General features: G+C 61.4%; 14 protein-coding genes, 1 tRNA gene and 8 pseudogenes. 10 read left to right on the top strand and 13 right to left on the bottom strand.

The annotated features are described in order from the left end of the window. Nucleotides 1-7 precede the first annotated feature (7 nt). The 3 genes and pseudogenes from IDM45_RS18240 to IDM45_RS05625 form a co-directional block, all read right to left on the bottom strand. Nucleotides 8-1,023: pseudogene (locus tag IDM45_RS18240) on the bottom strand (type I restriction-modification system subunit M). A 196-nt stretch (nt 1,024-1,219) separates the two neighbouring features. After that, a complete protein-coding gene (locus IDM45_RS05620) occupies nt 1,220-2,479 on the bottom strand; it encodes a DUF6538 domain-containing protein (protein ID WP_209421985.1) in 1,260 nt (419 codons plus the stop codon). A 339-nt stretch (nt 2,480-2,818) separates the two neighbouring features. Beyond that, a pseudogene (locus tag IDM45_RS05625) lies at nt 2,819-3,971 on the bottom strand (IS110 family RNA-guided transposase); the annotation flags it as partial. A 513-nt stretch (nt 3,972-4,484) separates the two neighbouring features. On the opposite strand from IDM45_RS05625, the pseudogene IDM45_RS17555 reads away from it, so the two are divergent. From IDM45_RS17555 to IDM45_RS05650, 6 genes and pseudogenes are all read left to right on the top strand, one after another. After that, a pseudogene (locus IDM45_RS17555) lies at nt 4,485-4,776 on the top strand (prevent-host-death protein). Between the two features lie 16 nt (nt 4,777-4,792). Beyond that, complete coding sequence (locus tag IDM45_RS18075) at nt 4,793-5,719, top strand: type II toxin-antitoxin system RelE/ParE family toxin (RefSeq protein WP_209421986.1); 927 nt, start codon at nt 4,793-4,795, stop codon at nt 5,717-5,719. Then, the gene (locus tag IDM45_RS05635; RefSeq protein ID WP_209421987.1) at nt 5,716-6,756 is read left to right on the top strand and encodes an IS4 family transposase; all 1,041 of its coding nucleotides are present in this window, start codon (nt 5,716-5,718) and stop codon (nt 6,754-6,756) included. Before IDM45_RS18075 ends, IDM45_RS05635 begins: the two co-directional genes overlap by 4 nt. 152 nt (nt 6,757-6,908) lie before the next feature. Next, nucleotides 6,909-6,982, top strand: a tRNA-Gly gene (locus tag IDM45_RS05640). Between the two features lie 240 nt (nt 6,983-7,222). Next, nucleotides 7,223-8,185 (top strand): annotated as a pseudogene (locus IDM45_RS05645) (tyrosine-type recombinase/integrase); the annotation flags it as partial. Between the two features lie 71 nt (nt 8,186-8,256). Further along, nucleotides 8,257-9,582 (top strand): ISL3 family transposase, encoded by a 1,326-nt coding sequence (locus IDM45_RS05650; protein ID WP_209421988.1) that lies wholly within the window; start codon nt 8,257-8,259, stop codon nt 9,580-9,582. 136 nt (nt 9,583-9,718) lie between these two features. On the opposite strand, the gene IDM45_RS05655 is transcribed toward IDM45_RS05650, so the two are convergent. Beyond that, complete coding sequence (locus IDM45_RS05655) at nt 9,719-13,045, bottom strand: DEAD/DEAH box helicase (RefSeq protein WP_209421989.1); 3,327 nt, start codon at nt 13,043-13,045, stop codon at nt 9,719-9,721. A gap of 9 nt (nt 13,046-13,054) precedes the next feature. Then, nucleotides 13,055-13,858: a hypothetical protein gene (locus IDM45_RS05660; RefSeq protein ID WP_209421990.1), complete on the bottom strand. Its 804-nt coding sequence runs from the start codon at nt 13,856-13,858 to the stop codon at nt 13,055-13,057. Nucleotides 13,859-13,899: 41 nt separating this feature from the next. Here IDM45_RS05660 and IDM45_RS05665 point away from each other — a divergent pair, with 41 nt between their 5' ends. From IDM45_RS05665 to IDM45_RS05675, 3 genes and pseudogenes are all read left to right on the top strand, one after another. Further along, nucleotides 13,900-15,225 (top strand): IS4 family transposase, encoded by a 1,326-nt coding sequence (locus tag IDM45_RS05665; protein ID WP_209421991.1) that lies wholly within the window; start codon nt 13,900-13,902, stop codon nt 15,223-15,225. Nucleotides 15,226-15,477: 252 nt separating this feature from the next. Further along, nucleotides 15,478-15,603, top strand: a pseudogene (locus IDM45_RS05670) (RAQPRD family integrative conjugative element protein); the annotation flags it as partial. Next, a pseudogene (locus IDM45_RS05675) lies at nt 15,597-16,532 on the top strand (conjugal transfer protein TraG N-terminal domain-containing protein); the annotation flags it as partial. The pseudogenes IDM45_RS05670 and IDM45_RS05675, both read left to right, overlap by 7 nt. A 19-nt stretch (nt 16,533-16,551) precedes the next feature. Here IDM45_RS05675 and IDM45_RS18310 read toward each other — a convergent pair. The 8 genes and pseudogenes from IDM45_RS18310 to IDM45_RS05710 all read right to left on the bottom strand — a co-directional run bounded on the left by IDM45_RS18310 (nt 16,552) and on the right by IDM45_RS05710 (nt 20,744). Further along, on the bottom strand, nt 16,552-16,776 hold the full coding sequence (locus IDM45_RS18310; protein ID WP_456299372.1) for a DUF3742 family protein: 225 nt from the start codon (nt 16,774-16,776) through the stop codon (nt 16,552-16,554). Nucleotides 16,777-16,841: 65 nt separating this feature from the next. Further along, a pseudogene (locus tag IDM45_RS18315) lies at nt 16,842-16,928 on the bottom strand (DUF3742 family protein); the annotation flags it as partial. Nucleotides 16,929-16,954: 26 nt separating this feature from the next. Further along, on the bottom strand, nt 16,955-17,413 hold the full coding sequence (locus IDM45_RS05685) for a type II toxin-antitoxin system YhaV family toxin (RefSeq protein WP_209421992.1): 459 nt from the start codon (nt 17,411-17,413) through the stop codon (nt 16,955-16,957). Next, the gene (locus tag IDM45_RS05690; protein ID WP_209421993.1) at nt 17,413-17,730 is read right to left on the bottom strand and encodes a type II toxin-antitoxin system PrlF family antitoxin; all 318 of its coding nucleotides are present in this window, start codon (nt 17,728-17,730) and stop codon (nt 17,413-17,415) included. The genes IDM45_RS05685 and IDM45_RS05690 overlap by 1 nt, the downstream gene beginning before the upstream one ends. Before the next feature lie 298 nt (nt 17,731-18,028). Then, a pseudogene (locus IDM45_RS05695) lies at nt 18,029-18,979 on the bottom strand (IS5 family transposase). Nucleotides 18,980-19,169: 190 nt separating this feature from the next. Further along, entirely contained in the window at nt 19,170-20,102 is a 933-nt protein-coding gene (locus IDM45_RS05700) for a pseudouridine synthase (RefSeq protein WP_209421994.1), read from the bottom strand. Between the two features lie 103 nt (nt 20,103-20,205). Beyond that, nucleotides 20,206-20,499: a hypothetical protein gene (locus tag IDM45_RS05705; protein WP_209421995.1), complete on the bottom strand. Its 294-nt coding sequence runs from the start codon at nt 20,497-20,499 to the stop codon at nt 20,206-20,208. Then, on the bottom strand, nt 20,496-20,744 hold the full coding sequence (locus IDM45_RS05710) for a hypothetical protein (RefSeq protein ID WP_209421996.1): 249 nt from the start codon (nt 20,742-20,744) through the stop codon (nt 20,496-20,498). The genes IDM45_RS05705 and IDM45_RS05710 overlap by 4 nt, the downstream gene beginning before the upstream one ends. Before the next feature lie 324 nt (nt 20,745-21,068). On the opposite strand from IDM45_RS05710, the gene IDM45_RS05715 reads away from it, so the two are divergent. Next, nucleotides 21,069-23,195, top strand: coding sequence for an AsmA family protein (locus IDM45_RS05715; protein WP_209421997.1), 2,127 nt, complete (start codon nt 21,069-21,071; stop codon nt 23,193-23,195). The last annotated feature ends 5 nt before the right edge of the window (nt 23,196-23,200 follow it).

The following is a 23,200-nucleotide window of genomic DNA, read 5'->3' on the forward strand; positions in this document are numbered from 1 at the left end:
GTCTGGATCAGCTTCTTGCGAATCTCCAGCTCAGTGCCCCGTGCATCCCCGCCGAGTTCGCCATGACAAAGCCTGCACGACCCTGCTCATTCAGTGCGGTGTAGAACAGTTGAATCCACAGGTAGTTGGCGTTGTCCGTATTGGGGATGCCGTAGGAGAACCGGGGGTCATCGCTCAACCGCTCCTTGTCCACCCCTGAGACGTTGAAGGGCGGGTTCGCCATGACGAAGTCGAACTTGCCCAGGGCCTTGTGGGGGTCTTCGTAGTAGGTGTTGGACTCCCGGATGTCACCAGACAGGCCATGCACTGCGAGGTTCATCTTCGCCAGCTTCACCGTGTCGTTGGCCTTCTCGGTGCCGAAGACGGTCAACTCCTCGGCTGCCCGCTTTTTGTGACGGCTGACGAACTGGGCACTCTGAACAAACATACCCCCGATCCACAGGCAGGGTCAAAAATCTTGCCGTGGAAGGGTTCGATGATTTCGACGATCAGCTTGACGATGCTGGTGGGGGTGTAGAACACGCCCCCCTTTTGGCCTTCTGCCATTGCGAACTTGCCCAGGAAGTATTCGTAAATCTTCCCGAAGGCATCGCCCTCGATCTCTCCCAGGCCATTGAGCACACGCAGCAACTCGACCAGGACGGTGTTGGGCAGCTTCCCGTAGGAGCGGGGCAGCACACCCTTCAACTCTTCGTTCTCGGTCTCCACAGCAGACATCGCCTCATTGACGGCTCGGCCCAGATCATGGTCTTCTGCCAGATCAAGCAGGTAGGTGAAGCGGGCGTTCTCTGGCAGATACAGCGCACCCTCGGCCTGGTAGTCGAACTTCTCAATCTCGGAGACATCCAGCCCCTTGTCGAGCAGCGTGGTTTCAGCCTCGTGGAACTTCTTCTCTGCATAGCGCAGGAAGATCAGGCCCAGCACAGGGTTGGAGAACTCGGAAGGCTTCAGCCCTGTGTTGGCCCACATTTGGTTGGCAGTGGCCCAGAGGCGGTTTTCGAGCTGGTTCAGGTCAATCGTCATTTTTCTTGCTGCACTCCCATAGCACAGTGTTCTTCAAAGGGGAAAGCCTCACAGGTTTCTGTGACTGCCCGTAACTGATGAATCTACCATGCGACCGCCCCGTTGCTCAGACCAAAGCCGCTGGGATCATCTGAGTTCCTGGACTGCTTCAGCCAAGGGTCTTCACGCGAGCTTCGGGAAGGTCTCATCCCCAGCCTCACGGGTAGCGAATCTTCTCGATAGCATCCTTCATAGAGGCTAGCGAGTGCCCTCCTGAGTACAGCCCGTAGGTGATGCGGGGCTTCTCGTGGCCCACAATGTCCGCCGTGAGGTTCTCAGAGACCCCAGCGTCTTCCAGCAGGGTCACCACGGTCTTTCTGATCGAGTGGAAGACCTTCTTCTCGGGGAACCCAAGGGATGCCTTCAGTCGCCCGAAGCGTTTACCGATGGCATTGGAGCGGTCACCGTACTTGTTGAAGGTCAAACCGGACAAGAGGTAGCCATCCTGGCTGGCAGCCATCAAGCGATCCACAACCTCAACCAGTGCGGAATGGACAGGCACCTGCCTGATCCCGGCATCCGTCTTGCTGTCGGTGATGGACAAGACTTCCTTGGTGCAGTTCTCGACCTTCAGCGCACACAGCTCCTCAATACGCGCCCCGGTGTACATACCCAGCCTGATGAGATCGGCCAACTCCTGGTCACCCTTTTCCACGGCGGCGTTGAGCAGGGATACCACCTCATGGGGAAGGAACGGTTCCCAGCCTCCCTTGCCGGTGGTTGCCTTGGTGGCTGCCTTCTTGCTGAAGGACGGAACGACGAAGGGCTGAATCTCACCAGGGGCCTTCTCAATCTCTTGCAGGTAGCCCCAGAAGCTGCGCGAGAAGCTCACGATGCGCTTGATGGACGACTCGGATGCTCCTGGCTTTGCTGCTGCGCCTTGTGAGGCGGGGGTTCCACGCATCAACATCCTGACCCACTCCCTCACCCCTTGGCCGGTGATGGCCTGTACGGTGCCGAAGTGCTTGATCATCAGCCGCACGTCCTTCTTCATCTGATCAACTGTCTTGGGCGTGTGTGACAGTTGAGCAGCCCAGTCATCAAAGTGGGGCAGCAGTGGCTCGTGTGTCCCGGTAGCCACGCCGTAGAAGGCAGCACCAGCATCAGGCCCTTGGGCACGGGCGAACTTCTTCGCCTCTTCTTCGATGAGATCACGAACAACTTCAGCAGCCTCGTTGGTCTCGATCTCCTGTCGCCACATCAGGGCCTTGTCAATGAAGGGGTCAGATTCACCCCGTGCGGCAGCTATGCGGGCCTTCCACTTGGCAACCAAGGGGGCAGCCCTGGTCTCAGCGACTCGCTTGTCAGTGGTCTTCAGGGTCTCAAACAGCTTGGCTTTGCCGATGATGTGCTGCACGTCTTTGGGTACGTGCAAGGTGGCGTACCAAGTGTTTCGACGGCGTTCGATGTTAGCCATGAGGGGGTAACAAAACGGTGGCGGAGATAGTAATTTACCACACGTATTTACCACACGGATTTACCACATCATGCCACGTAAGTGCTTGATACCATTAAGAATCAACGACTTAGATGCTCTAGGCGGAAAGTCCCGCCCTCTCCGCCAGAAAAATTTTCTAAGTTGTTGATTTAGAAGGAAAAAAGCCACCGAAAGGTGGCTTTTTTGTTGTCCACCCAACTCTCTAACCATATTGCTTTCGTGGCTGCGGTTAATGTGGAAGACACCCGCCACCGTACGTGCAGACACCTGACCTGAGGCAGGCCAGGGCCGCAAGGTCAGCGGGCTGATCGAGTCTGAGGCGGCAGCGGGCGTGGCGATGAAACCGTGCTTGCGCAACATTTTGATCCAGCGCGGCGCGTTGCGCTGAACGTTCAGCGCCTCGTAATCGACTTCCTTGTCCTGGTAGTGACTGCCGTTGCTGAGCATGGCATAGATGGTGCGCAGCATCTTGTGGGCCAGGGCCACCACTGACTTCTTGTGGCCCTTTCGGATGGTCAGCGCGTCGAACTTGGCCTTGAGTGCGCAGCGCGTTCGTGCTGCAGCCTGGGCGAACTCGCACGGCAGCCTTCTGACCCAGGCGTTGCCCTTGCGGATGCGCCCGGTTTTGCGCTTGCCGGCGCTCTCGTTGTTGCCCGGGCAGATGCCCACCCAACTGGCCAGGCGCTCAGCACTGCCGAACACGCTCATGTCCGCGCCAATCTCCACCAGCAGCATGGCCGCACCCTGCTCGTCGATGCCCGGCAGGGTCTGCAGCAGCCTGAGCTGCGGCTGCCAGGGCCGCAGGCCCTGCAGCAGGTACTGGTCCATGCGGGCGATGCGCTGCTCGATCTGCTCAATGTGCTGCATGATCTCCTGGCACTGCGCTGAACTGCTGGGTGCTCAAGGCCTCGCACAGTTCTTGACGGCTCGCTCGCAGCCGACCCTTGTGGTCCAGCACCTCGTGCATGGGTTGGCCCGCAATCAAGGCTTTGACCATGGCGCGCGCGCTCTGTCCGTGCATGTCGGCCACCAGCACGTTGATGCGAATGCCCGCGTCCACCAGCACCTTGTGCAGCCGGTTCTTCTCGGCGCTGCACATGCCCACCAGCTTCTGACGCTGGCGTGCCACCAAGCGAAGCTGGCGCATCTGCACCGGCGCGATGAACGAGGCGCGCAGCAAACCTGCACGTGCCAGCGTGGCCAGCCACTGCGCATCAGCCATGTCGGTCTTGCGACCGGGCACGGCCTTGACATGCCGCGCGTTGACCACCCACGCGATCAGGCCCACCGCCTCCAGCGCCACAAACGGGCTCTTCCAATACAGCCCTGTGCTCTCCATCACCACGACCTCAGGGGCGATCTCCAGCGCCCACTGCGCCAAGGCGCGGCGGTCGCGTTTGAAGGCGCCGAAGTCTCGCTTGGTGACCTCGACCTGGCCATCGTCATGTTCGATAACGGCGCAGGCCGTGATCTTGGCCTAGTGAACATCCAGCGCAATGACGCGCTTGTGCATCGGGGTCAAATCCATTGCGGCTCTCCTGCAGCTTCAATGACAATCACAAGGGTGCGGACCAGCCAAGGTGCCGCCGACCAACGGCCTGCCGGGCAAGCCCGGCGGCTCTCTTTAATGTGGGCTGTCAGGCGCGCTCTGACGCGGCTGGGTCTGTGCAACGCCCGCAGGCAATCCTGGGTACGAGTGGTCGGCAGCGGGTCAAGTTAGCGATCGCGGTCGAGTGCCATCAAAGAATTGACCGACCTCTACCCGTGCTGGCCCGCACGCCTGCAGTGTCTTCCATCATCCAGGGTGAACCAACTGGGTCATGACAGTTAGCCCCCCATTGCCACAATGTCACAGCCATTGGAACAACACCTGATGCCGCACACGGCCAAACTTTGACCTGCCATTTTGCAGGCGCACGCGAATCTGCCCGCGCTGTGTATGATGTACAGAATTTTGCACAATTCTCGTCAACCGGAGGCCCCTATGGCAATCTCAGCCAGCGACGTGATCCCCTGTCCCACGCTCGTGCCAACTTTTCTGAGCTGGCTGAGGATGTCAGGGTGGTGCTGAAAAACTCATCACCAAAAACGGTGAGGCCTACATCGCCATCATTGACGCGAAGCGGCTCGACTACTACCACCAGCTAGAGCGCGAGCGCATCCACCTGCTGCTGATCGACGAAGCATCCAAGGGCCTGGATGACGTGGTGGCAGGACGCACCCAAGATGCTCGCTTAGCACTGTCAGCCATCAAAAAACGACGTGCAGTCGCTTGAGTCCCGTTGGCATCCCATGACCAACCGCGTGACCATCAAGCTCACCGCCAACTTCGAGCGGAACCTGGCCGACATCGAACAGTTCCTGACCGAGGCAGAAGCTCCTAAGGCATTCGACGGATTGATCGACGAGTTGCTCGGCACGGTGCTGCCCAACCTGGAACGGTTTCCAGAGCTAGGCCGGCCTTTTTTCAACCGTGCTGTCGGCTCTGCGGAGGCCACCAACGCCACTGCCGCACTGAAAGCCAAGCTGGCTGCTCTGGTGGGCACCTCGTTGACCAGCTTGCGTGATTACGTGATGAACCACTACCTAGTGCTGTACGTGCAGGTTGAAGACACCCTTTTCCTGCTGTCGATCAAGCACCACAAGCAACTGTCATTCGACTTCGAGGGCATTGGGGAGGCAGTGCGTGAGCGAAGCAAAAAGAATCAACGGGATGTCGAGCGAGGGGGCGCAATGAAGTTTGTCAGTAACGCTGGATCTGATCGGGTTTTGGACTTGATCCGCCCCTGGCTCAAGCCCAACCATCGGATGGACATGGTGTCGCCATCCTTCTCGCTCTATGCCTTCTCCGAAGTCTTGACTGAGCTGCCGCACCTGTCGAATGCGCGCCTGGTGGTGCCACCAACCTCCACCGCACCAACAAAGGGCACAGAGCAGGAGCAGTTGGGCTTGTTGGGGACGGCGGCTGACCGAGCCTCCCGAAACAAGTTGCAAGCTCCCTGGCTTGCGAGAAAGTTGGCTGCTTGGCTCGAAAGCAAAGCCGATGTTCGTCACGCCAGCGGCCCCATTCCCCAGGGCACCTTGGTTTTGAGGGATTCACAAGGCTCCGCACAACAGGCTGCACTCGGCTCCTTTTCGTTCAGCAGCGAAGGCTTGGGGCATCTCGTTATACACAACCCTCTACCATCCACATTTCTCCGTAAAGAAGCAAACCGATGAGCTGGGCAGCACAGGAATTTGAAACCCTCGATCTGGGCGATGCACGGCTGAACAAGCGGGCGGTGCTGCTGGCCGAACGCCTGGCCGCCAAGCCGACGGCGAGCATCCCCAACGCCTGCAGCAATTGGACAGAGACGATTGCGGCCTACCGTTTCTTGAACAACGACCGCCTGTCCTGGGAGGACGTGATGCAGCCGCACTGGCAAGCCAGCGTCCAGCGCATGGCCGCGCACCCGCTGGTGCTGTGCCTGCAAGACACCACGGAGCTGGACTACAACGGCCAGCAAATGCAGGGTCTGGGGCCGCTGAGCTACGAAGCCCAGCGCGGCATGTACCTGCACCCCACTTACGTCATCACCCCGCAGCGTGAACCGCTGGGCGTGACCGACGCCTGGATGTGGGCACGCGAGCCCAAGCCGCTCGATGGCCAGCGCCCAGGCGTTGTGGAGAGCCTGCGCTGGATTGAGAGCTATGAGCGCATCGCAGAGCAGGCCGCGCAGCTGCCGCAAACGCGCCATGTGTGCATCAGCGACCGCGAAGGGGACATCATGGCGTTGCTCGAACGCGCGCACGAGCTGGACTATCCAGCCGATTATCTGGTGCGCTGCAAGCACAACCGCGTCCTGCCCGAAGGCGGCAAGCTGTGGCAAAACGTGATGGACAGCGCGCCGCTGGGGTGCGTGCGCTTTGAGATTGCCGCCGGTCGTGGCCGCAAGGCGCGCAGCGTCAAACAAGAGGTGCGCGTGCGGCGTGTCGTTGTCAAGGACAGCCGCCAGGGCCGCATCGAAGTCAGCTGCCTGATCGCCACCGAGATCGATCCCCCGCCGGGAGTGCAGCCCGTGGTCTGGCGGCTGCTGAGCAACCGCCAGACCGTCACCTTGGAGCAGGCCTGTGAGCTACCAGACGCAGCCCCGAACAACCATCGACCAGCAAGTGCTGGCCTGATTGGAGCTGCTTTGCGGCGCGCGGGTCGAACTGCACGGTACAATTTCTCCTGTGTCTGGCGTAGGTTTTTTTGCCAACCTGGCGTAGCGTAAGAAACTACGCCAAAGCCTACGCTAGGACGTAAGTGTAGATGGGTTTTGCTGGGTTCTAAATTGCCACGCCGCGAGCAGCAAGCGAGTACAATCCACCAGAAAATCAAGCACTTACAGTAGAAATCCCTGGTAAATCAGAAACTTACGAGAATGCGGGCGTCGTTCAATGGCAGGACCTGAGCTTCCCAAGCTCAAGACGTGGGTTCGATTCCCATCGCCCGCTCCACTTCGACTTTCCAGGGACTTCCACCGAACGCCAGGGAACGTCGTAAGTCATTGTCAGGATTGAGATTTTTGCCTGATCTCAATCCACTGACATCCAGCGAAATCCACTCCCAGCCGGTTCTAACTGGTACGTTGAGCGGTACACTGGCAATACGGAGGTCCCCAAAACCGTATTGTTGCTGGAGGAGCCGGGGTTCCGTCGGGAACATGGCATCCAACTCGCTTCGCAGGAGTTGGACTCATGCTTTCAGACCTCCAGGTTCGACAGGCCAAGGTGACCGGCAAGGCGTATTCGCTTGTCGATTTCGACGGTCTCTACTTCTACATCTCCGCCACCGGCTTCAAGGCCTGGCACTTCCGCTTCACTTGGGGCGGCAAGCGCGAGCGCATGTCCTTCGGTGGCTATCCCGCGCTTTCCCTGAAAGACGCTCGCAATCTGCGCGACGAGGCCCGGGCCATGCTGGCCAAGGGCATCAACCCGCATTCGGAGCGCAAGCGCCACGCCATCGTCCTGGCGGGCGAGCACACCTTCCAGGCCATCTACGACAAATGGCTGGCCCACCGCAGCCTCTCTCTGGAAAATGAGGGCCGCCAAAGTACGCCCAAGCAGATCGGGCGCGTCTTCGCCAAGGACGTGTTTCCCGTATTGCGCCACCTGACCATCTACGACGTCACCCGCGCCCACCTGCTGGACATCATCGGCAGAGTGGAAAAGCGTGGCTCGCTGTCGGTGGCCGAGAAGCTGCGCACCTGGTTCAGCCAGCTATTCACCTACGCCTCGGTGGTGGTGCCCAACATGGGCGACAACCCGGCCAAGGATTTGGACGTGGTGGCGATGCCGCTGCCCCCGGTGGAGAACAATCCCTTTTTGCGCATGCCCGAGCTGCCGGCAATGCTGCAGACGTTGCGCAAGTACAGCGGTCGCCTAAATACGCAACTGGGTCTACGTCTGCTGCTGCTCACGGGCGTGCGCACCGGTGAATTGCGCTACGCCACGCCCGATCAGTTTGATCTGGAGCGCGGTCTGTGGATCATCCCGGTTGTCAGGCTCAAGCAACGCAAGCAGCTCACCAAGAAGAAGCGCCAGCGTTTCGCCGACATCCCGCCATACATCGTGCCACTGTCGTTGCAGGCACAAGAGGTCGTTCGTCATTTGCTGGGAAATCTGAAGCCAGCACAGGTGTATCGGCTCCTCGTCGATTCGTGTGGATCCCAACACCCGCAATTGGCCCCTGGGGCAACACTGAGTAGATCAGAAGAAAGATGCAAACCGACATGACCGCAGGAGCAGGGATCGAGGCGTTGTTCACCACGGCACTGGGCCTGCAGCCGCCCTGGGAGGTGGTGCAGGTGCAGCTTGAGACGGCCCGCCGGCGCATCGACTTTGAAGTGCGCTGCAGCGCCAAGCGCCTGGCTTGCCCGCACTGCGGCCTGGCCGAGCAAGGCATCCACGACCGGCTGCGCCGCTGCTGGCGCCACCTGGACTTCTTTCAATACGAAGCCTGGCTGCACGCCGACGTGCCGCGCGTGGCCTGCTCGGGCTGCGGCAAGACGGCGCAGGCGCCTGTTGCCTGGGCCCGGGAGGGATCGGGTTTTACGGCCTTGTTTGAAGCGCTGGCGCTGTCGCTGTGCGCGCAGATGCCGGTGCGCCAGGCGGCTGAGCTGCTGCGCTGCTCGGACAAACAGCTGTGGCTGCGCATCGAGCACTACGTCGGGTGCGCTCGCCACGGCGACGACATGAGCGGCGTGCGCCGCATCGGCATCGATGAGACCAGCCTGCGCAAGGGGCACAACTACATCACCGTGGTGCATGACCTGGAGGCCAAGCGGCTGCTGTTTGCCACCGAAGGGCGCGACCATGAAACGGTGCACGCCTTCGTGCAGGACTTGCAGGCGCACCAGGGCGATCCCGCCAAGATCGAGCATGTCTGCCAGGACATGAGCGGCGCCTACCTCAAGGGGGTGAGCCAGGCGCTGCCCCAGGCGGCCATCAGCTACGACCGCTTTCACGTGGTGGCCCTGGCCGGCCAGGCCATGGACCAGGTGCGCACCAGCGAGTGGCGCAGCCACCCCAAGGCGGTCACGGAGGTCTTTGGTGACAAGGACAGCGAAACCCGCAAGGGCTTGATGTGGGGCATGCGCAAGAACCCGCAGGGCTGGACGGCCAGGCAAGGCGCCGCCATGCACTGGCTGCAGCGCTCGCATCTTCAGTCTGCCCGTGCCTGGCGCATGAAGATGAGTTTGCGTGAGGTGTACGCCAGGGCGCGTGAACACAACGACTCGGGCAGCGCGCAGCTTGAGCTCAGGCGCTGGCTCAGCTGGGCCAGGCGAAGCCGCCTGAAGCCCTTTGTGCGTCTGGCCAAGACCATCACCGAACACTTCGATGGCGTCGTGCGGGCGATGCTGGACAACCGCTCCAACGCCTATGTGGAGGCCATGAACGGGCTGCTGCTGCAGGTCAAGCGGGCGGCCCGGGGCTTTCGCACAGCCAAGAACTTCATCGCGATTGCGCATCTGCGCATGGGCCGGCTCAAGGATTTGCCGCAAAGCCCATTCAAGATGGCTGAGCCTGGCAATGACACGGGCTACCGCCATGTGTAGTGCCTGTCAGATTCCACACGAATCGACGAGGAGCCACTGCGGGCAGCTTCAAGAAGTACCTCTAAACCTTGACCTCCAGTTCGTAACAATCACGGAACGGCGGATTTCGTCCCCCGCATGAAAGCATCGATCTCCGCTAAGCTCCGTCGTACTCCTCTGTATTCCGTTTGACTCGCTCAAACAGCTCCTGCCAAGTCTCTCCAGGCACCTTTAGGTCCATCCACCAATCCATCTCGTCCCACTGACGATGGATGCGAATGCGCGATGCGGTCTTGCCTCGAACCTTCGCCAACGCAAGCTTCTCAACTGTGTCGTACCCCTCGCGAACACAGTTTCCAAGCTTTTCGAGTTCGACCGAGACAAGCTCACCAATCTCCAAAGATAATTCTTCCTCCGTCAAGTATCGGCGAACGAGCTCTGGAAGAGAGAAGATATAGGCGAGTTCCGGAAGTACCCGCAGGACGAACCGTCGAGCATGCTCGCAGTGCTTCCGCTGTTGGGTCGTGGGCTTCAGCTGCTGAATTTCTGCCAGCGTCCGCCCGGCAACCCAAGCCTTTAGCGCTTCAAGCACAACGTCTACGGCGAGCTTGCCTCGCTCCTCATCGCCTTCTATCGACTTGAACGGTTCGCCCATATAACCATCCAAGCTCTCGCGCCTAGTCATCTGTGCGATGAGGGTGGGGCGTTCGGTCAACCATGTTGCAGTCCACGTGAACCAGTCCAGCGTCGTTCGACCAAAAGGAGGCGACTTCTCAAGCCGAACCTTGAGTTCGCGCAATACGTCCGATGGTGCGCCATAGTTGGCGGCCATCTTATCGGCCCAGTCGGGCTCTTCATCCAGCTCTTGAAGCTTCCTGCGCGCGCGCAGTGCATGATTGATACGATCGTTCAGCAGATTCTCTCGCGCTTGCTTCCTTAGCTTGAAGGCCGCGAATGACTTGCTTAGAAGCGTCTTGGCAGGGCCATCGACGTCTGCGGCCTGTGTTGAGATAGGGAGCCGACGTAGAAGGTAGTCCGCATCGCCTCCGGCATGCTCGCCAAGCTCCTGGATACGGTCGAGGATGGCATCCAGCGGGTCTTCGATGGCCAAGCATTGATCGCTCTGCGAGAAGATGCCTTGAAGATCCCTCCAATGTTTGCCAACCCGATTATTCGAGTCATCGATTTCTATGACTCTACTGGGAATAACTAGCACGAGACCATACGAACTCTGACCTGCCCGCCCAGCCCTGCCGGCGGCGTTGAGCAGGTCATGCGCCTTCATCTGCGCCAACTGCTTGTTCTCCTCATCAAACTTGCTGTCACCTGCGATGATGACAACGTGGCTTGGAAGGTTCATTCCCTGCGCCAGGGTGGATGTAGCAACGAGCACGGACACGCCGTCCGGACGCTTGAAGAGAGACTCATGTAACTGCCGCTCAGTCGGCAGCAGAAGTCCGTGATGACAGAGGCTTGCCCACCGCACGCGCGTGCCTTCGACAACGTCGATGTAGAGCGCCGAGTCGTCGCCCAACTCATCCCGCGTCAGGTCGTACAGATGTTGCTCTTCTTCCGTGAAGGCAATATTTGCTTCTCCGAGATGCTGGCCTGCTATCTCCTGAGCGCTCATAGCGTATGGTACTGTCTGGGCGAAGATCAGCGCTTTGCTGCCCTCACTGCGGGATGAGAGCGCAGCAAGCTCAGCGGCCACTCTATTCACATTCGGAGTGAGCCTCCAAGTTGTTGGGCTGACCGAAAGTAGCATTTCGTGGTCTGAGAGTGGAAGCAACGTGTAGTCGTCTCGACGCATCGAATCCCATCGAAATCTCAGTCCAATAAACCCCAGCGGTCGAGCTTTGAGTTCGCGCTTTAGCGCAGCTGGCGGTCCGGACTTGCGCTTGCCTGCCGCCACCAATTCATGGCGCTTTGCCGACAGCCTGTTGTGTAAATTAGTGATTTGGTCGCTCGGAAAAACCACTGAGCCACGCACTTGTCGCGTCGGCTTCCATGCCATGTTCAGCGATAGACATTGCCGACCGGTGAGCTCCGTCAACCAAGCTGCCACCTCCTCAGCGTTGCTCATCATGGCCGAAAGCAATAGGTAGTCCGCATCCGGAGCGTGCGTAGAGAGGTTCAAAATGCATAGCATCGCATCAACGGCACGCCGGCTACGGTCGTTCACGCCCGCGTGTAGCAGGTGACACTCGTCAAACACGAGCAAGCCAACATTCTGGAAAAGTTCCTCTTGAAACCCCATCAACGCCAAGCAGCGCTCTGGCGTCATCACCGATATCGGCGGAAGACGATCGCTTACGTCAAAGTCGAAGGGGTTGTCATTCCCCCGCTCACGGCTCAGCCGCGCGTCAGGAAAGGTCTTCTGGAGTGCGCGCGCGGTCTGGTCAACTAGCGCCAATGTCGGCGCCAGAAAGATAGTGTCCTTCCCTTGACATAGGTTCGAGAGAATCTTGAGCTCGGATAGTGTGGATTTCCCGGCCCCCGTGGGAAAGCTGATAGCAGCCGAAACACCAGGGGTGAGATACCCCTGCGCAACAGCGCTCCGGTGATTTATCCAAAGATACGGCCGGGTATTAGCAATGAGTGTTAAGCCCGAAATCCAAAGAGAGGCGCTGACGTCAGGCGGCGCCGGCAGACGGGCCAAACTGTCGACTGGAAGCTCACGACCTACGGCCCTCAACAAAGACGCCAAGTGGCGAGGACCAGGGAATCCGCTATTGCCAAGTCGATCTTGGAACTGCACAACCGGCTGCGTGCAGATGGCTTCAACACGCTCAAGCTCGGGTAGTGACGGCTGATATCCGGGTCGTCCGAGCACCTCAGCCGCGATGCTCTGAACGCACCGCTGCAACATTAGGTAAAGCGCACTCGCTCCAACCTCGGCCATCGTCAAATGACTATCCAAGGATGGCGGTTCAGGAACGTTCGAGTCTGCAAGCAGTGCGGCAAGATCGCCCGTTGCAAGCCGTTTGATGTCCTGCAAGAGCCTCCGCTCGACTTGCGGCAAGCCATCAGGAAGATGAATTTGGAGCGACATCTCGGCGGCGTCCGGACTAGCGCCGGCAGCAAGGAATAGAAGCGTCGCTGAGACCTCCGGCGCAATTCCGCCGACCGTGAGCGGACCATAATCGTCTCGCTCATCCGGGGCCGCCAGCCGCTGCGCTTGCAGGGTCACATAATGCGCCGTCGCTGCCAAAAAGGCCGCACCACGTCGTTGAGATCCTTCAGGATTTACGGAAGCGATGGCTTCTTGGGTAAATGCAATCTTCCGGAGCCGCTCAAGCTCAGGTCGTAGCGCCTCCAGCAGATCAGCGGCGTTGGACGCCCCGTTCGCCATCTTTCGGAGGCGCAGCCGTACTGCAACGATTTCGGCGAAGGCCTTGGTAAGAGCCTTGGGCAATGAGTCGGGATCTAAGCCAGACAGTTCTGGGGCAGATCGGATGAGCTCGGAGGTGGGGTCATCAAACACGCGTCGCTCTCAGTCAGTAGTTGCCAAAGACTCAGCCTTCTTAATGGCCACCTTCGCCAAGTCATCCATCCATTTGCGAAGGCCCATCACTTCAAAAACTTCAGCGCGCCGCCGCTCCACCCCGCCAGGAACATTTTTCTCGTACCCCTTGAACAGCTTGGCCTGTGACTGATCCGTACTCTGCCCGTCCGTGATGCTCAAGCGGTAGCGACGGGCCTGCTTCCACATAATGTCAGCTACCGCATGCTGGGGGTCAGAGTGCCCAGAGCTCTTGAGGAGCAGAGTCACCTCGGCAGCAACAAGGTGCTCGTTTTCGCCAGTTTCGAACTCCATGAATCCAGGCCACACCTTGCTGGTCACCATAGACCGAGGGTTTTCCGTCGCCTTATCCTCGAAGAGTACGACGGCAGTGACCTTCTCGGCTCCGTCGATGGACACCTGCAACCCATCCAAGCCCTTGTGGGCATGAATCATGTGAGGGGTGTTCATCAGCGCACCCGGGGTGCGCAACTGGGCAGCAAGCCAGGACATGACCTGGAACATCCAGCCATCCCGGTGCGCGATATTGCCAGATGAGGTAAGGAGCTTGATCGCCCCCTTGACCGCGCCTTTGGTGGTGGTTTTTGCAGCCAAGCCTGCAGCGTGCAAGATGTTAGCGACATGAAGGGCTTGGCCTACCGCGATAATGGCGATGGCGTTTGCAAGCTCGTCAACGGAGGGCACGCTCCACGTACAGCCCTCCCATTCTTTCTGAACAGTAAATGCTGTCAGAGTAATCGGCATATGTCCCCCTTTACGCATCTCGTTATACACAACCCTCTACCATCCACATTTCTCCGTAAAGAAGCAAACCGATGAGCTGGGCAGCACAGGAATTTGAAACCCTCGATCTGGGCGATGCACGGCTGAACAAGCGGGCGGTGCTGCTGGCCGAACGCCTGGCCGCCAAGCCGACGGCGAGCATCCCCAACGCCTGCAGCAATTGGACAGAGACGATTGCGGCCTACCGTTTCTTGAACAACGACCGCCTGTCCTGGGAGGACGTGATGCAGCCGCACTGGCAAGCCAGCGTCCAGCGCATGGCCGCGCACCCGCTGGTGCTGTGCCTGCAAGACACCACGGAGCTGGACTACAACGGCCAGCAAATGCAGGGTCTGGGGCCGCTGAGCTACGAAGCCCAGCGCGGCATGTACCTGCACCCCACTTACGTCATCACCCCGCAGCGTGAACCGCTGGGCGTGACCGACGCCTGGATGTGGGCACGCGAGCCCAAGCCGCTCGATGGCCAGCGCCCAGGCGTTGTGGAGAGCCTGCGCTGGATTGAGAGCTATGAGCGCATCGCAGAGCAGGCCGCGCAGCTGCCGCAAACGCGCCATGTGTGCATCAGCGACCGCGAAGGGGACATCATGGCGTTGCTCGAACGCGCGCACGAGCTGGACTATCCAGCCGATTATCTGGTGCGCTGCAAGCACAACCGCGTCCTGCCCGAAGGCGGCAAGCTGTGGCAAAACGTGATGGACAGCGCGCCGCTGGGGTGCGTGCGCTTTGAGATTGCCGCCGGTCGTGGCCGCAAGGCGCGCAGCGTCAAACAAGAGGTGCGCGTGCGGCGTGTCGTTGTCAAGGACAGCCGCCAGGGCCGCATCGAAGTCAGCTGCCTGATCGCCACCGAGATCGATCCCCCGCCGGGAGTGCAGCCCGTGGTCTGGCGGCTGCTGAGCAACCGCCAGGCCGTCACCTTGGAGCAGGCCTGTGAGCTGATCGACTGGTACCGCGCGCGCTGGGAAATCGAGCTGTTCTTTCTGGTGCTCAAGGAAGGCTGCCAAGTCCAGCGCCTGCAGCTGGGCAACACGCAGGCGCTGCAAACGGCCCTGGCGCTGTACATGGTGATTGCCTGGCGCATCAACCGCTTGATGCGTCTGGGACGCACCCTGCCCGAGCTGCCCGCCGATCTGCTGCTGGAGACCCAAGAGTGGCACGCGGCGTTCATCTTGAACAAGAAAAAACCACCCAAGGAGGTGCCCCAGCTCAATACGGTGCTGCGGCTGATCGCACAGCGCGGTGGGTTTCTGGCACGCAAGGGCGATGGTGAACCCGGCGCCAAGACGATCTGGTTGGGAATGCAGGACGTAGCGGCGTTTGTGGCCGGGGTGCGCTACATGCGCGAGGCCGGGCTGGGGTGAGTTGTGTATAACGAGATGCCCTTTACGGCACTACGTGCCGCCCTGACGTTTTCCTTGAAAATTGTAACCCGCAGAAACAATCTAGGTAGTGCTCTATCAAGCGCTTCACGCAAGATCTTTGGACACATCGAAAGTGCCGTGTGAAGCTATTTAACGTATGAATCCGGTGATGCTTGGATTCCTATTGTTTGCGGCCTGAAGTCGCCCTGATCTCCACGATCAAGCCATTGCTGATCACACAGGAATGGCGCGATGGTGGCTTCGATCTGGCTGCGCGCCGCGCATCGCGGCGTGCCCCTTCTTCCCCTTGTTCTGGTGACGGCCCTCCTGCTGGGCCAGTCGCCGATGGCCCGTGCCGAAACGCCGGTACAGCGGCGCGCCCGGACCTCGATGAGACACAAATGCACGACGTGACCTGGATCGGCTCGCGCTTCTTCACGGACACCGGCGGCTACTACGACAGCTATCGCTCCAGCACACCACGCGATGACTGGCCCTACGACAGCAACCGTGATGCCGGGCTTGCGCAGGTGGCCAGCGGTGGCGGCTATCCGTCCTGCAGGCAGTGGTGGGCCGATGGCAGCAATGGCCTGCGCGCACGCCTGCTGGGGCAGGTAGACCCAAGCCTGCTGAATCGCCTGGCGGGCTGGGCCGGCTTTCTGAGCCGAGCCGAGGTGGACGACTCGGTAATCCGCACCATCGCCTCGCCGCGGCAGCAGAAACTGAACCAGGGCAACGTCTATACGGACTACGGCGGCCAAATCGACAAGACCCTGCCAAACATCGTGACGCGGGCCACGGGCGACGTCGGCATGGCTGTCGGCGCGATTGCCGCGTTTCCCGCCATGGACGTGGTGCGCCAAGCGCTGCCCATGGTGCTCGGCTTGCTCAAGATGGCGCTGGTCATCTGCATCCCGCTGGTGCTGGTTGTGGGCACCTATGACTTGAAGACGGTCGTTACCGTGAGCGTCGTGCAGTTCGCGCTGTTCTTCGTCGATTTCTGGTTCCAGCTCGCGCGCTGGATCGACAGCACCATCCTCGATGCGCTTTATGGCTGGGGCTTCGGCTGGAACCGGCCACACGCCAACTTCGATCCACTGGTGGGGCTGAACAACGCCTTTGGCGACCTGTTGTTGAACTTCGTTATGGGGACGATGTTCATCGTGCTGCCCACCTTTTGGATCGGTGCGCTGACCTGGGCCGGAATCCGCGCTGGAACGATCGCAAACAGTTTCTCAGCAGGTACGAGGGACGCAGGCGCTGCCGGTGGAAAAGGAGCTGGCGCAATGTCAAGGAAGTTGAAGTGACGCACGCTCAAGCCGAGTGTCAGTCATCATCCTTGTACATCTCATGAGATGTGTCGTTGTAGAGATTCGGGTCATAACCCGGTGTCTCTCGAAGTTCTTCCAAGGTGGTAGGAAACTGCAAATGGAACTCTTCGTCTGAATGGCTCTGATTTGCTGCCCATCCCACAGCCACGACACAAACCAACAGCAGTGCCAGCCAGAACGCGGAATAGAGCAGTACACCGAGCACGGCCAGCTTGACCACCCACACAACAGCACGGTGGCACCAACTACCGGCACGCCCCTGTACACCAACCAGCTCGACGCCCGCCGTTCGCCACGCGCATAGGCGCGCCATCCACGGCCAAAGCTACGGCCGAGGCGTTCTGCGGTGCTGATGCGGGTCGTGGTGTTTATGGTCGTCTCCTGCTACTGAGGGATGCCTATTCCAGTTTGCTCCAATCCTGCTTGCTTGCCTGTACCAATGCCCTCCATTCGTCCGGCGGGTTCCCGCGCCCGAGCATCTTCTCGAACACGGCATACGGGTCTGATTTGCTTCCCGAAGACCGCAGGGTCTGTTCATCGTTGACCCAGGTGTACACGATGACCTTCGCCTTCGAGTCGTAGCGGAAGAACAGCCGGTATCGCCTTCCGAGCTTGGCCCGCCGCCAGTGGCGGTGATCCGACCCCAGGGTGTTGCCCTGGCGGTATTCGTCACGCGCCGGATCATTCGGTATCACGTCTTGTATCAATTGAACCAAGGCCCGGAAGAACTTGACGTTGGCGTTCGATCCGAACCCTTCCGGGCCGTTCTCTTGGGCGCGTAGCACGGCCGCGCGCAGCTTCATCATCTGCTCGATCAGGTTGTCGTGAAACAGCAGAGTCCAGCCATGCTGTTGCATCAGATTTCCACTTCCTCATCGAAATCATCGCCCAGGTCCACCTTGTGTCCCGCGTGCTCCAGCATGGTGCGAGCCACATCCTCGGGCAGGCCGCGCACATTCCGGCCCGCTTCAATGTCGCGGGCCAGCAAGGTCAGAAACGCGGCAATGGCCGGGTCCTCGTGCTCGGCATCGGCGCGGGTCACGACGACCTCACTGCCACGAAGCTCGAACGCAAGCTTGCTACCAGTATCGGCACCAAGCGCCTGCCGGATGGATTTGGGCAGCGTGATCTGACCCTTGGAGGTCAGCGTGGCAACTTCGTGAATGGCAGGCATGGCGGCTCTCCTGATCGCAATGCTCGCATTGTAAGGAAAAATCCTTACATGATCAATAAAAGGGCTCACCGGGGTTCTCCAGCATCCAACAATGAGCCTCATCGTAGGGCGGGAACAGCCAGCCTTCCCGCATCAATCCGGCCTCACCACCCCCACATTGACGGTGGACGACCAATGTCCACCGCTCTATATCCAAAGACTTCTAAGGGCCAAAGGGCCAAATGGCAAGGGAATGGGGTGCAAGGGCTTTGTTGCACAAATCGAGTTGCAGACGGCATGACCCCCACCCCAGACGGATCTATGCCACGGCAGCCACTGGTACGGTTCGAGGACGGCCGATCTGGCTGAAGCGATTCAGCAAGGCCACGCGTACATGCAACTCCACCACCTGGCGCTCGAACGTGCGCGCCGTCACACGCTCGCCCAGTCGCTTGAAGCAGTGCATCTTCGTCTGCACAAGGCTGCGTCGATGCTAGCCGCTCCACTTCTTCCAGATGCTGTGACCCAGGCGCTTGCACGCAGCAATGGCTTCGTTGCGGTGCGCCCAGCCCGGACTGGACTTCTTCCAATGGCTGGCGTTCTTGCGCGGCGGGATCACCGCCATCGCCTGCCGTTGGGCAATGGCGTCCAGGCAGCCTCGCGTGTCGTAGGCACCATCCGCACAGACGCTTTCGATGGGCTCGTCGGCGGCAATCTGGGCCAGCAACTCGGGCAGCATCGGTGCGTCTCCGATGGCGTTGCTGGTCACCTCGATGGCGCGTATCTGCAGGCTCGTGGCGTCGATGCCCAGATGGACTTTGCGCCATTCGCGCCGATACTCGGCACCATGCTTGTTGCGTTTCCACTCACCTTCGCCCAGGAACTGGATGCCGGTGCTGTCCACCAGCAACTGCAGCGGCCACTGGGGTCGCTGGTAGCTGAGTTCGACCTGCAAGGTCTTGTGGCGTCGGCAGACCGTGCTGAAGTCAGGCACTGGCCAGTCCAGCTTGGCCAGCCGCAGCAGGCTTTGCACCATGCCAAGCGCCTGGCGCAAGGGCTGGCCGAACAGGCTCTTGATGCTCAGGCAGAACTGGATTGCTGCGTCCGAGAAGGTCGGGCTGCGTCCGCGCTTGCCACTCGGCGTGCCAAGCCACTGCATGCCCTGATCCAGCCACATCGTCAACGAGCCTCGCGCCTTCAGCGCCGCGTTGTACGTCTTCCAGTTCGTCGTGCGGTACTTGCTCCGCTGCCTTCTCTTCGCTTCTGTCACGCCGTCAGTCTACGCGTGGCAGCGAGGCGATTTGTGCAACAAAGCCCAATCAACCCACAAATTCAACCCACACTTTCCTGCCCATTTTTTGAGCATGAAACTTGGTAAGTTGTTGTTTTATTGAATAAATGTGATGTAGGGTTTTTCCCATCGCCCGCTCCAGCCCGCCACCCTCGGCAGGGCCGGCGCTTCAGCCCTCTACCCCCTCCCAATCACGTAAATCTCGCAGCCGCAAGGTACTGACGAAGTGCTGCCGCTGCCCCGTCAGTGGATCGGTGAACTGCAGTTTGCGCGCCAGCAACTGCAGCGGGTTAGACCAATCCCCAGGCGCCGCATCATTGACCTGCGGGTACAGCGTATCGCCGACCAGCGGCAGCCCCAGCGCCGCCATCTGCACGCGCAACTGGTGGCGCCGCCCGGTGATGGGCTCCAGCCGATAGCGCGCCAGCCCTGCCGAGCGCTCGATCACATCGATGGCGGTGATGGCATTGGGCACGCCCGGCACCTCGTGCATACGAAAGAAATGGCCGCTTTCCTCCAGCCGGCTTTGCTGCACGCGCGGCAGGGGCAGGTCGGCGCGCCAGGGCGCGATGGCCTCATAGACCTTGCGTATCGCGCGCTCACGAAACAGGGCCTGGTAGCTGCCGCGCGTGGCGCGCTGGACGGAAAACAGTACCAGGCCAGCAGTGCCGGCATCGATGCGATGCACGGGCGACAGCTCCGGCAGGCCCAGACGGCGCTTGAGGCGCACCAGCAGCGTCTCCTGCAGGTACTGCCCGCCTGGCACCACCGGCAAGAAATGCGGCTTGTCAGCCACCAGCAGGTGCTCGTCGTGATACAGCACGCGCTCATGGAACGGTAGCGCCAACTCATGCGCCAGCTCACGGTAGTAGTAGTAGCGCAGGCCGGCAGTGAACACGGTGGCTGCGCCGGCGGCCCGGCCATGCTCATCGACCACCTCACCCGCCGCCATGCGCCGCAGCCAGTCGGCGCGTGCCACCGCCGGCAGGCGCTGGCACAGGAAGTCCAGCAACAGGCCCGAGCCCGTGGACGGCAGCACGACGCAGCTTGGACTGACACCATCGCGCATGGGCAGGACGCGTGGGTCGTGGGGGTTGTGCATGGGGGCGCCATTGTAGCGGCGCCAGACTCTCAGCTTGCTATTCCTTCAATAGCTTGCAACGCTTGACTGGCAAGGGTTTGAGCCATTTTTTACCCTAATCCGGTCATGCAGCAGGCTCGAACACGCCCGGCAGGGGCGGTTGGTGCTCCGTCCCCTCCAAGGCCACGTCGATGGCGTGCTTGATGTGCGCCAGGGTGTGTAAGTCGCCTTCGGAGCGCTCGACCGCATCCCAGCGCACGGCCTCCAGGTGCGCTGCCGCATGGTCGGTCACCGCAGTCACGCTGGCCTCGACCGGCTGGGACACGATGCGCCCGTCCTGCTGCGGCACGGGGATGCGGATCAGAAAGCCGCGATAGCCTTCTTCCAGAATGTGGATGCCTTGGGGGTCTGCAGTCATGGGTGCTCCGGTGTGGGATGGGCGGCTTGGCGGGCGGCACCCGAGGCCATGCTGGCCAAACCTTTGAGGGCGGCTTCGCGCGAATCGAAACGCGCCTGAGGCAGCGTCACCGGCTCGCCATCGACCTGCACCTGGGCGAAGAAATAGCATTTGCCGTCTCCTCCCAGGCACAGCATCCCCGAGTACGCGGCACCGTCGGCCATGCCGAAGATGGTTTCCTGGGTCAGTGCAGTGGCAGTGTGCATGGATGGCAGCCTCGCTGGTGTCGAAAAGGTGGAAGAAAAAAGCTTGGCCCCAAGGTTGACTGCAAATTGTTTCGATTCTGCTTGCAACATATCCCGTCAGCCTGTAGGCAGAAAGCGCATGTGCCTGCCATGGATGCCTGCCTGCTGGACGCTGCCGGCCAGCAACACCGATCCGCACAGCCCAGGCTGCGCGGCAAGGCGTGGCGCCGGGCTGTAGGACAAGCGCGGCAAACGCTGGCCCGGGGGCTGTGCAGAGCGGTTGCGGCCCTAGCATGAAAGGCCCGGCGCCAGTCCAGGACTTGCGCTGCCCCGCTGCCGCACGCCATGACCCCTGCTCCCGCACCCGCCGCTGCCCCCAATCCATCGCCCACCGCCCCGCGCCAGCGCCCGGCACGGCGGGCGCTACGCTGGGCGCTGGCGCTGTTGGCAGCGCTTGTCGCCCTGGTGCTGCTGCTGATCGTGCTGGCAGCAAGCTTCGACTGGAACCGTCTCAAGCCCTGGGTGAACGGCAAGGTCAGCGCCGCCACCGGGCGCGATTTCGCCATCGAGGGCGATCTGACGGGCCGCTGGCACTGGCCGCAGCCGCTGGAGAGCGGCTGGCGCCACTGGGTGCCCGGGCTGACGCTGCAGGCGCAGCAGCTGCGCATGGATAACCCGCAGGGCTTTGCCACGGCGCAGGCAGCGGCGCTGGTGCCGCCTGCACCGCCAGGCATGGGCCGCATCGCCAGCGCCAGCGCCACGCTGCGCCTGCTGCCCCTGCTGTCGCGCACGCTGCTGCTGGACACCCTGGTGCTGACAGCGCCCGACATCGTGTTCGCACGGCGCCAGGATGGCAGCAACAACTGGACGTTCACCACCACTGAACAGGGCCAGGAGCGGCCCGGGCGCGACAACCCGTGGGATTTGCAGGTCGGCCAGCTCGTCATCCGGGGCGGCTGGCTGGGCTACGCCGATGACAGCAAAGACCTGGCGCTGCGCGTGCGCGTGGACAACCTGGAGCAGGGTGCGGCTCAGTCGCAAGATCGCTACGGCGTGCGGCTGGGGCTGCAGGGCCGGTACGGCAAGGCCGCCATCGAAGGCAGCGGCCTGGCCGGGCCAGTGCTGGCGCTGCGCGAGCGCCAGGTGCGCTTTCCGCTGCAACTGTCGGCGCGCTCAGGCAACGTCCAGGTGCAACTCGAAGGCGTGCTGGACAACCCGGCGGCCCTGTCGGGCCTGGACTTCCAGGTGCTGCTGGGCGGCGCCAGCATGGCCGACCTGTTCCCGCTGACCGGCCTGGTGCTGCCCAACACGCCGCCCTTCGAGGTCAAGGGCCGTCTGCTGGGCAGCCTGGCGCCCGATCGTGCGGTCTGGGAGTACCGCGACTTCAACGGCACTGTGGGCGACAGCGACCTGCACGGCACGCTGCGCTACACCTCCGGCCAGCCGCGCCCCAGGCTGCAGGGCCACGTCACTTCAAAGCAGCTGCGCCTGGCCGACCTCGGGCCGGTACTGGGCGCGCCCAGCGGCAAGCGCCCTCAGGAAAAAGGCACGCACCAGCGCCCCGGCAAAGTCCTGCCCGATGCACGTTTTGCCACCGGGCGCTGGGACGCCATGGATCTGGACGTCGCCTTCGACGGCGAGCACATCATCCGCCCCGAGGCACTGCCTTTGGAGCGCCTGAGCGTGCGCGCCGTGCTCGATGACCGGCAATTGCACCTGGCGCCGCTGCGCTTTGGCCTGGCCCGGGGGCGCATCGACTCGGACGTGCTGATCGACGGGCGCAGCCAGCCGCTCAAGGCCACGCTCAAGGGCTCGGTGGAAGGCCTGCAGCTGTCGGCGCTGTTTCCGAAGGTGGAGCTGATGAAAAAGAGCTTTGGCCGGCTCGACGGCTCGTTCGAGCTGGCCGGTTCGGGCGATTCGGTGGCCGCCATGCTGGCCAGCAGCGCCGGACGCACGCGGTTGTTCATCCGCGAGGGCACCTTCAGCAAGGAAATGCTCGACCTGGCGGCGCTGAACCTGGGCAGCGTCATCGTGGCCAAGCTGTTCGGCGACGACCGCGAGGTCAGGCTGCGCTGCGCGGTAGCGGATTTCCGGGTTCGCCACGGCATGGCGGATGCCAACCGGGTCAGCCTCAACACCGAGGAAGCCATCGTGGATATGACCGGCCTGATCGACCTGGCCGAGGAGGAGATGAGCCTGCGCATCAAGCCCCGCTCGCTGCAATGGAAGTTCCTGTCGCTGCGCACGCCGCTGCACGTGCGCGGCACTTTTGCCCATCCGCAGGTCGGCATCGACCCTGGCCCGCTGCTGCTGCGCGCCGGCGCTGCCGTGGCCGCTGCCGCCGTGGCGCCGGCGGCGCTGGCCCTGGTGCCCATCACCGTGCCCGGCGCCGAGGACGATGCCAACTGCGCCCGGCTGCTGGCGCCGCTGCGCCAGAAAGCGCCTGAACATCCGGCAAAACCATCAAAATAAGAACA

The sequence above is a fragment of the Melaminivora jejuensis genome (assembly GCF_017811175.1).
In the GTDB taxonomy this organism is placed as follows: domain Bacteria; phylum Pseudomonadota; class Gammaproteobacteria; order Burkholderiales; family Burkholderiaceae_C; genus Melaminivora; species Melaminivora jejuensis.

Excerpts from the sequence above, each read along its gene's own strand:
- IDM45_RS05690 (WP_209421993.1), bottom strand. The coding sequence starts at position 17,730 with ATGCCTGCCATTCACGAAGTTGCCACGCTGACCTCCAAGGGTCAGATC.
- IDM45_RS05620 (WP_209421985.1), bottom strand. The coding sequence starts at position 2,479 with ATGGCTAACATCGAACGCCGTCGAAACACTTGGTACGCCACCTTGCAC.
- IDM45_RS05650 (WP_209421988.1), top strand. The coding sequence starts at position 8,257 with ATGACCGCAGGAGCAGGGATCGAGGCGTTGTTCACCACGGCACTGGGC.
- IDM45_RS05685 (WP_209421992.1), bottom strand. The coding sequence starts at position 17,413 with ATGCAACAGCATGGCTGGACTCTGCTGTTTCACGACAACCTGATCGAG.
- IDM45_RS05635 (WP_209421987.1), top strand. The coding sequence starts at position 5,716 with ATGAGCTGGGCAGCACAGGAATTTGAAACCCTCGATCTGGGCGATGCA.
- IDM45_RS05665 (WP_209421991.1), top strand. The coding sequence starts at position 13,900 with ATGAGCTGGGCAGCACAGGAATTTGAAACCCTCGATCTGGGCGATGCA.
- IDM45_RS18075 (WP_209421986.1), top strand. The coding sequence starts at position 4,793 with ATGACCAACCGCGTGACCATCAAGCTCACCGCCAACTTCGAGCGGAAC.
- IDM45_RS05700 (WP_209421994.1), bottom strand. The coding sequence starts at position 20,102 with ATGCACAACCCCCACGACCCACGCGTCCTGCCCATGCGCGATGGTGTC.
- IDM45_RS05715 (WP_209421997.1), top strand. The coding sequence starts at position 21,069 with ATGACCCCTGCTCCCGCACCCGCCGCTGCCCCCAATCCATCGCCCACC.
- IDM45_RS05705 (WP_209421995.1), bottom strand. The coding sequence starts at position 20,499 with ATGACTGCAGACCCCCAAGGCATCCACATTCTGGAAGAAGGCTATCGC.
- IDM45_RS05710 (WP_209421996.1), bottom strand. The coding sequence starts at position 20,744 with ATGCACACTGCCACTGCACTGACCCAGGAAACCATCTTCGGCATGGCC.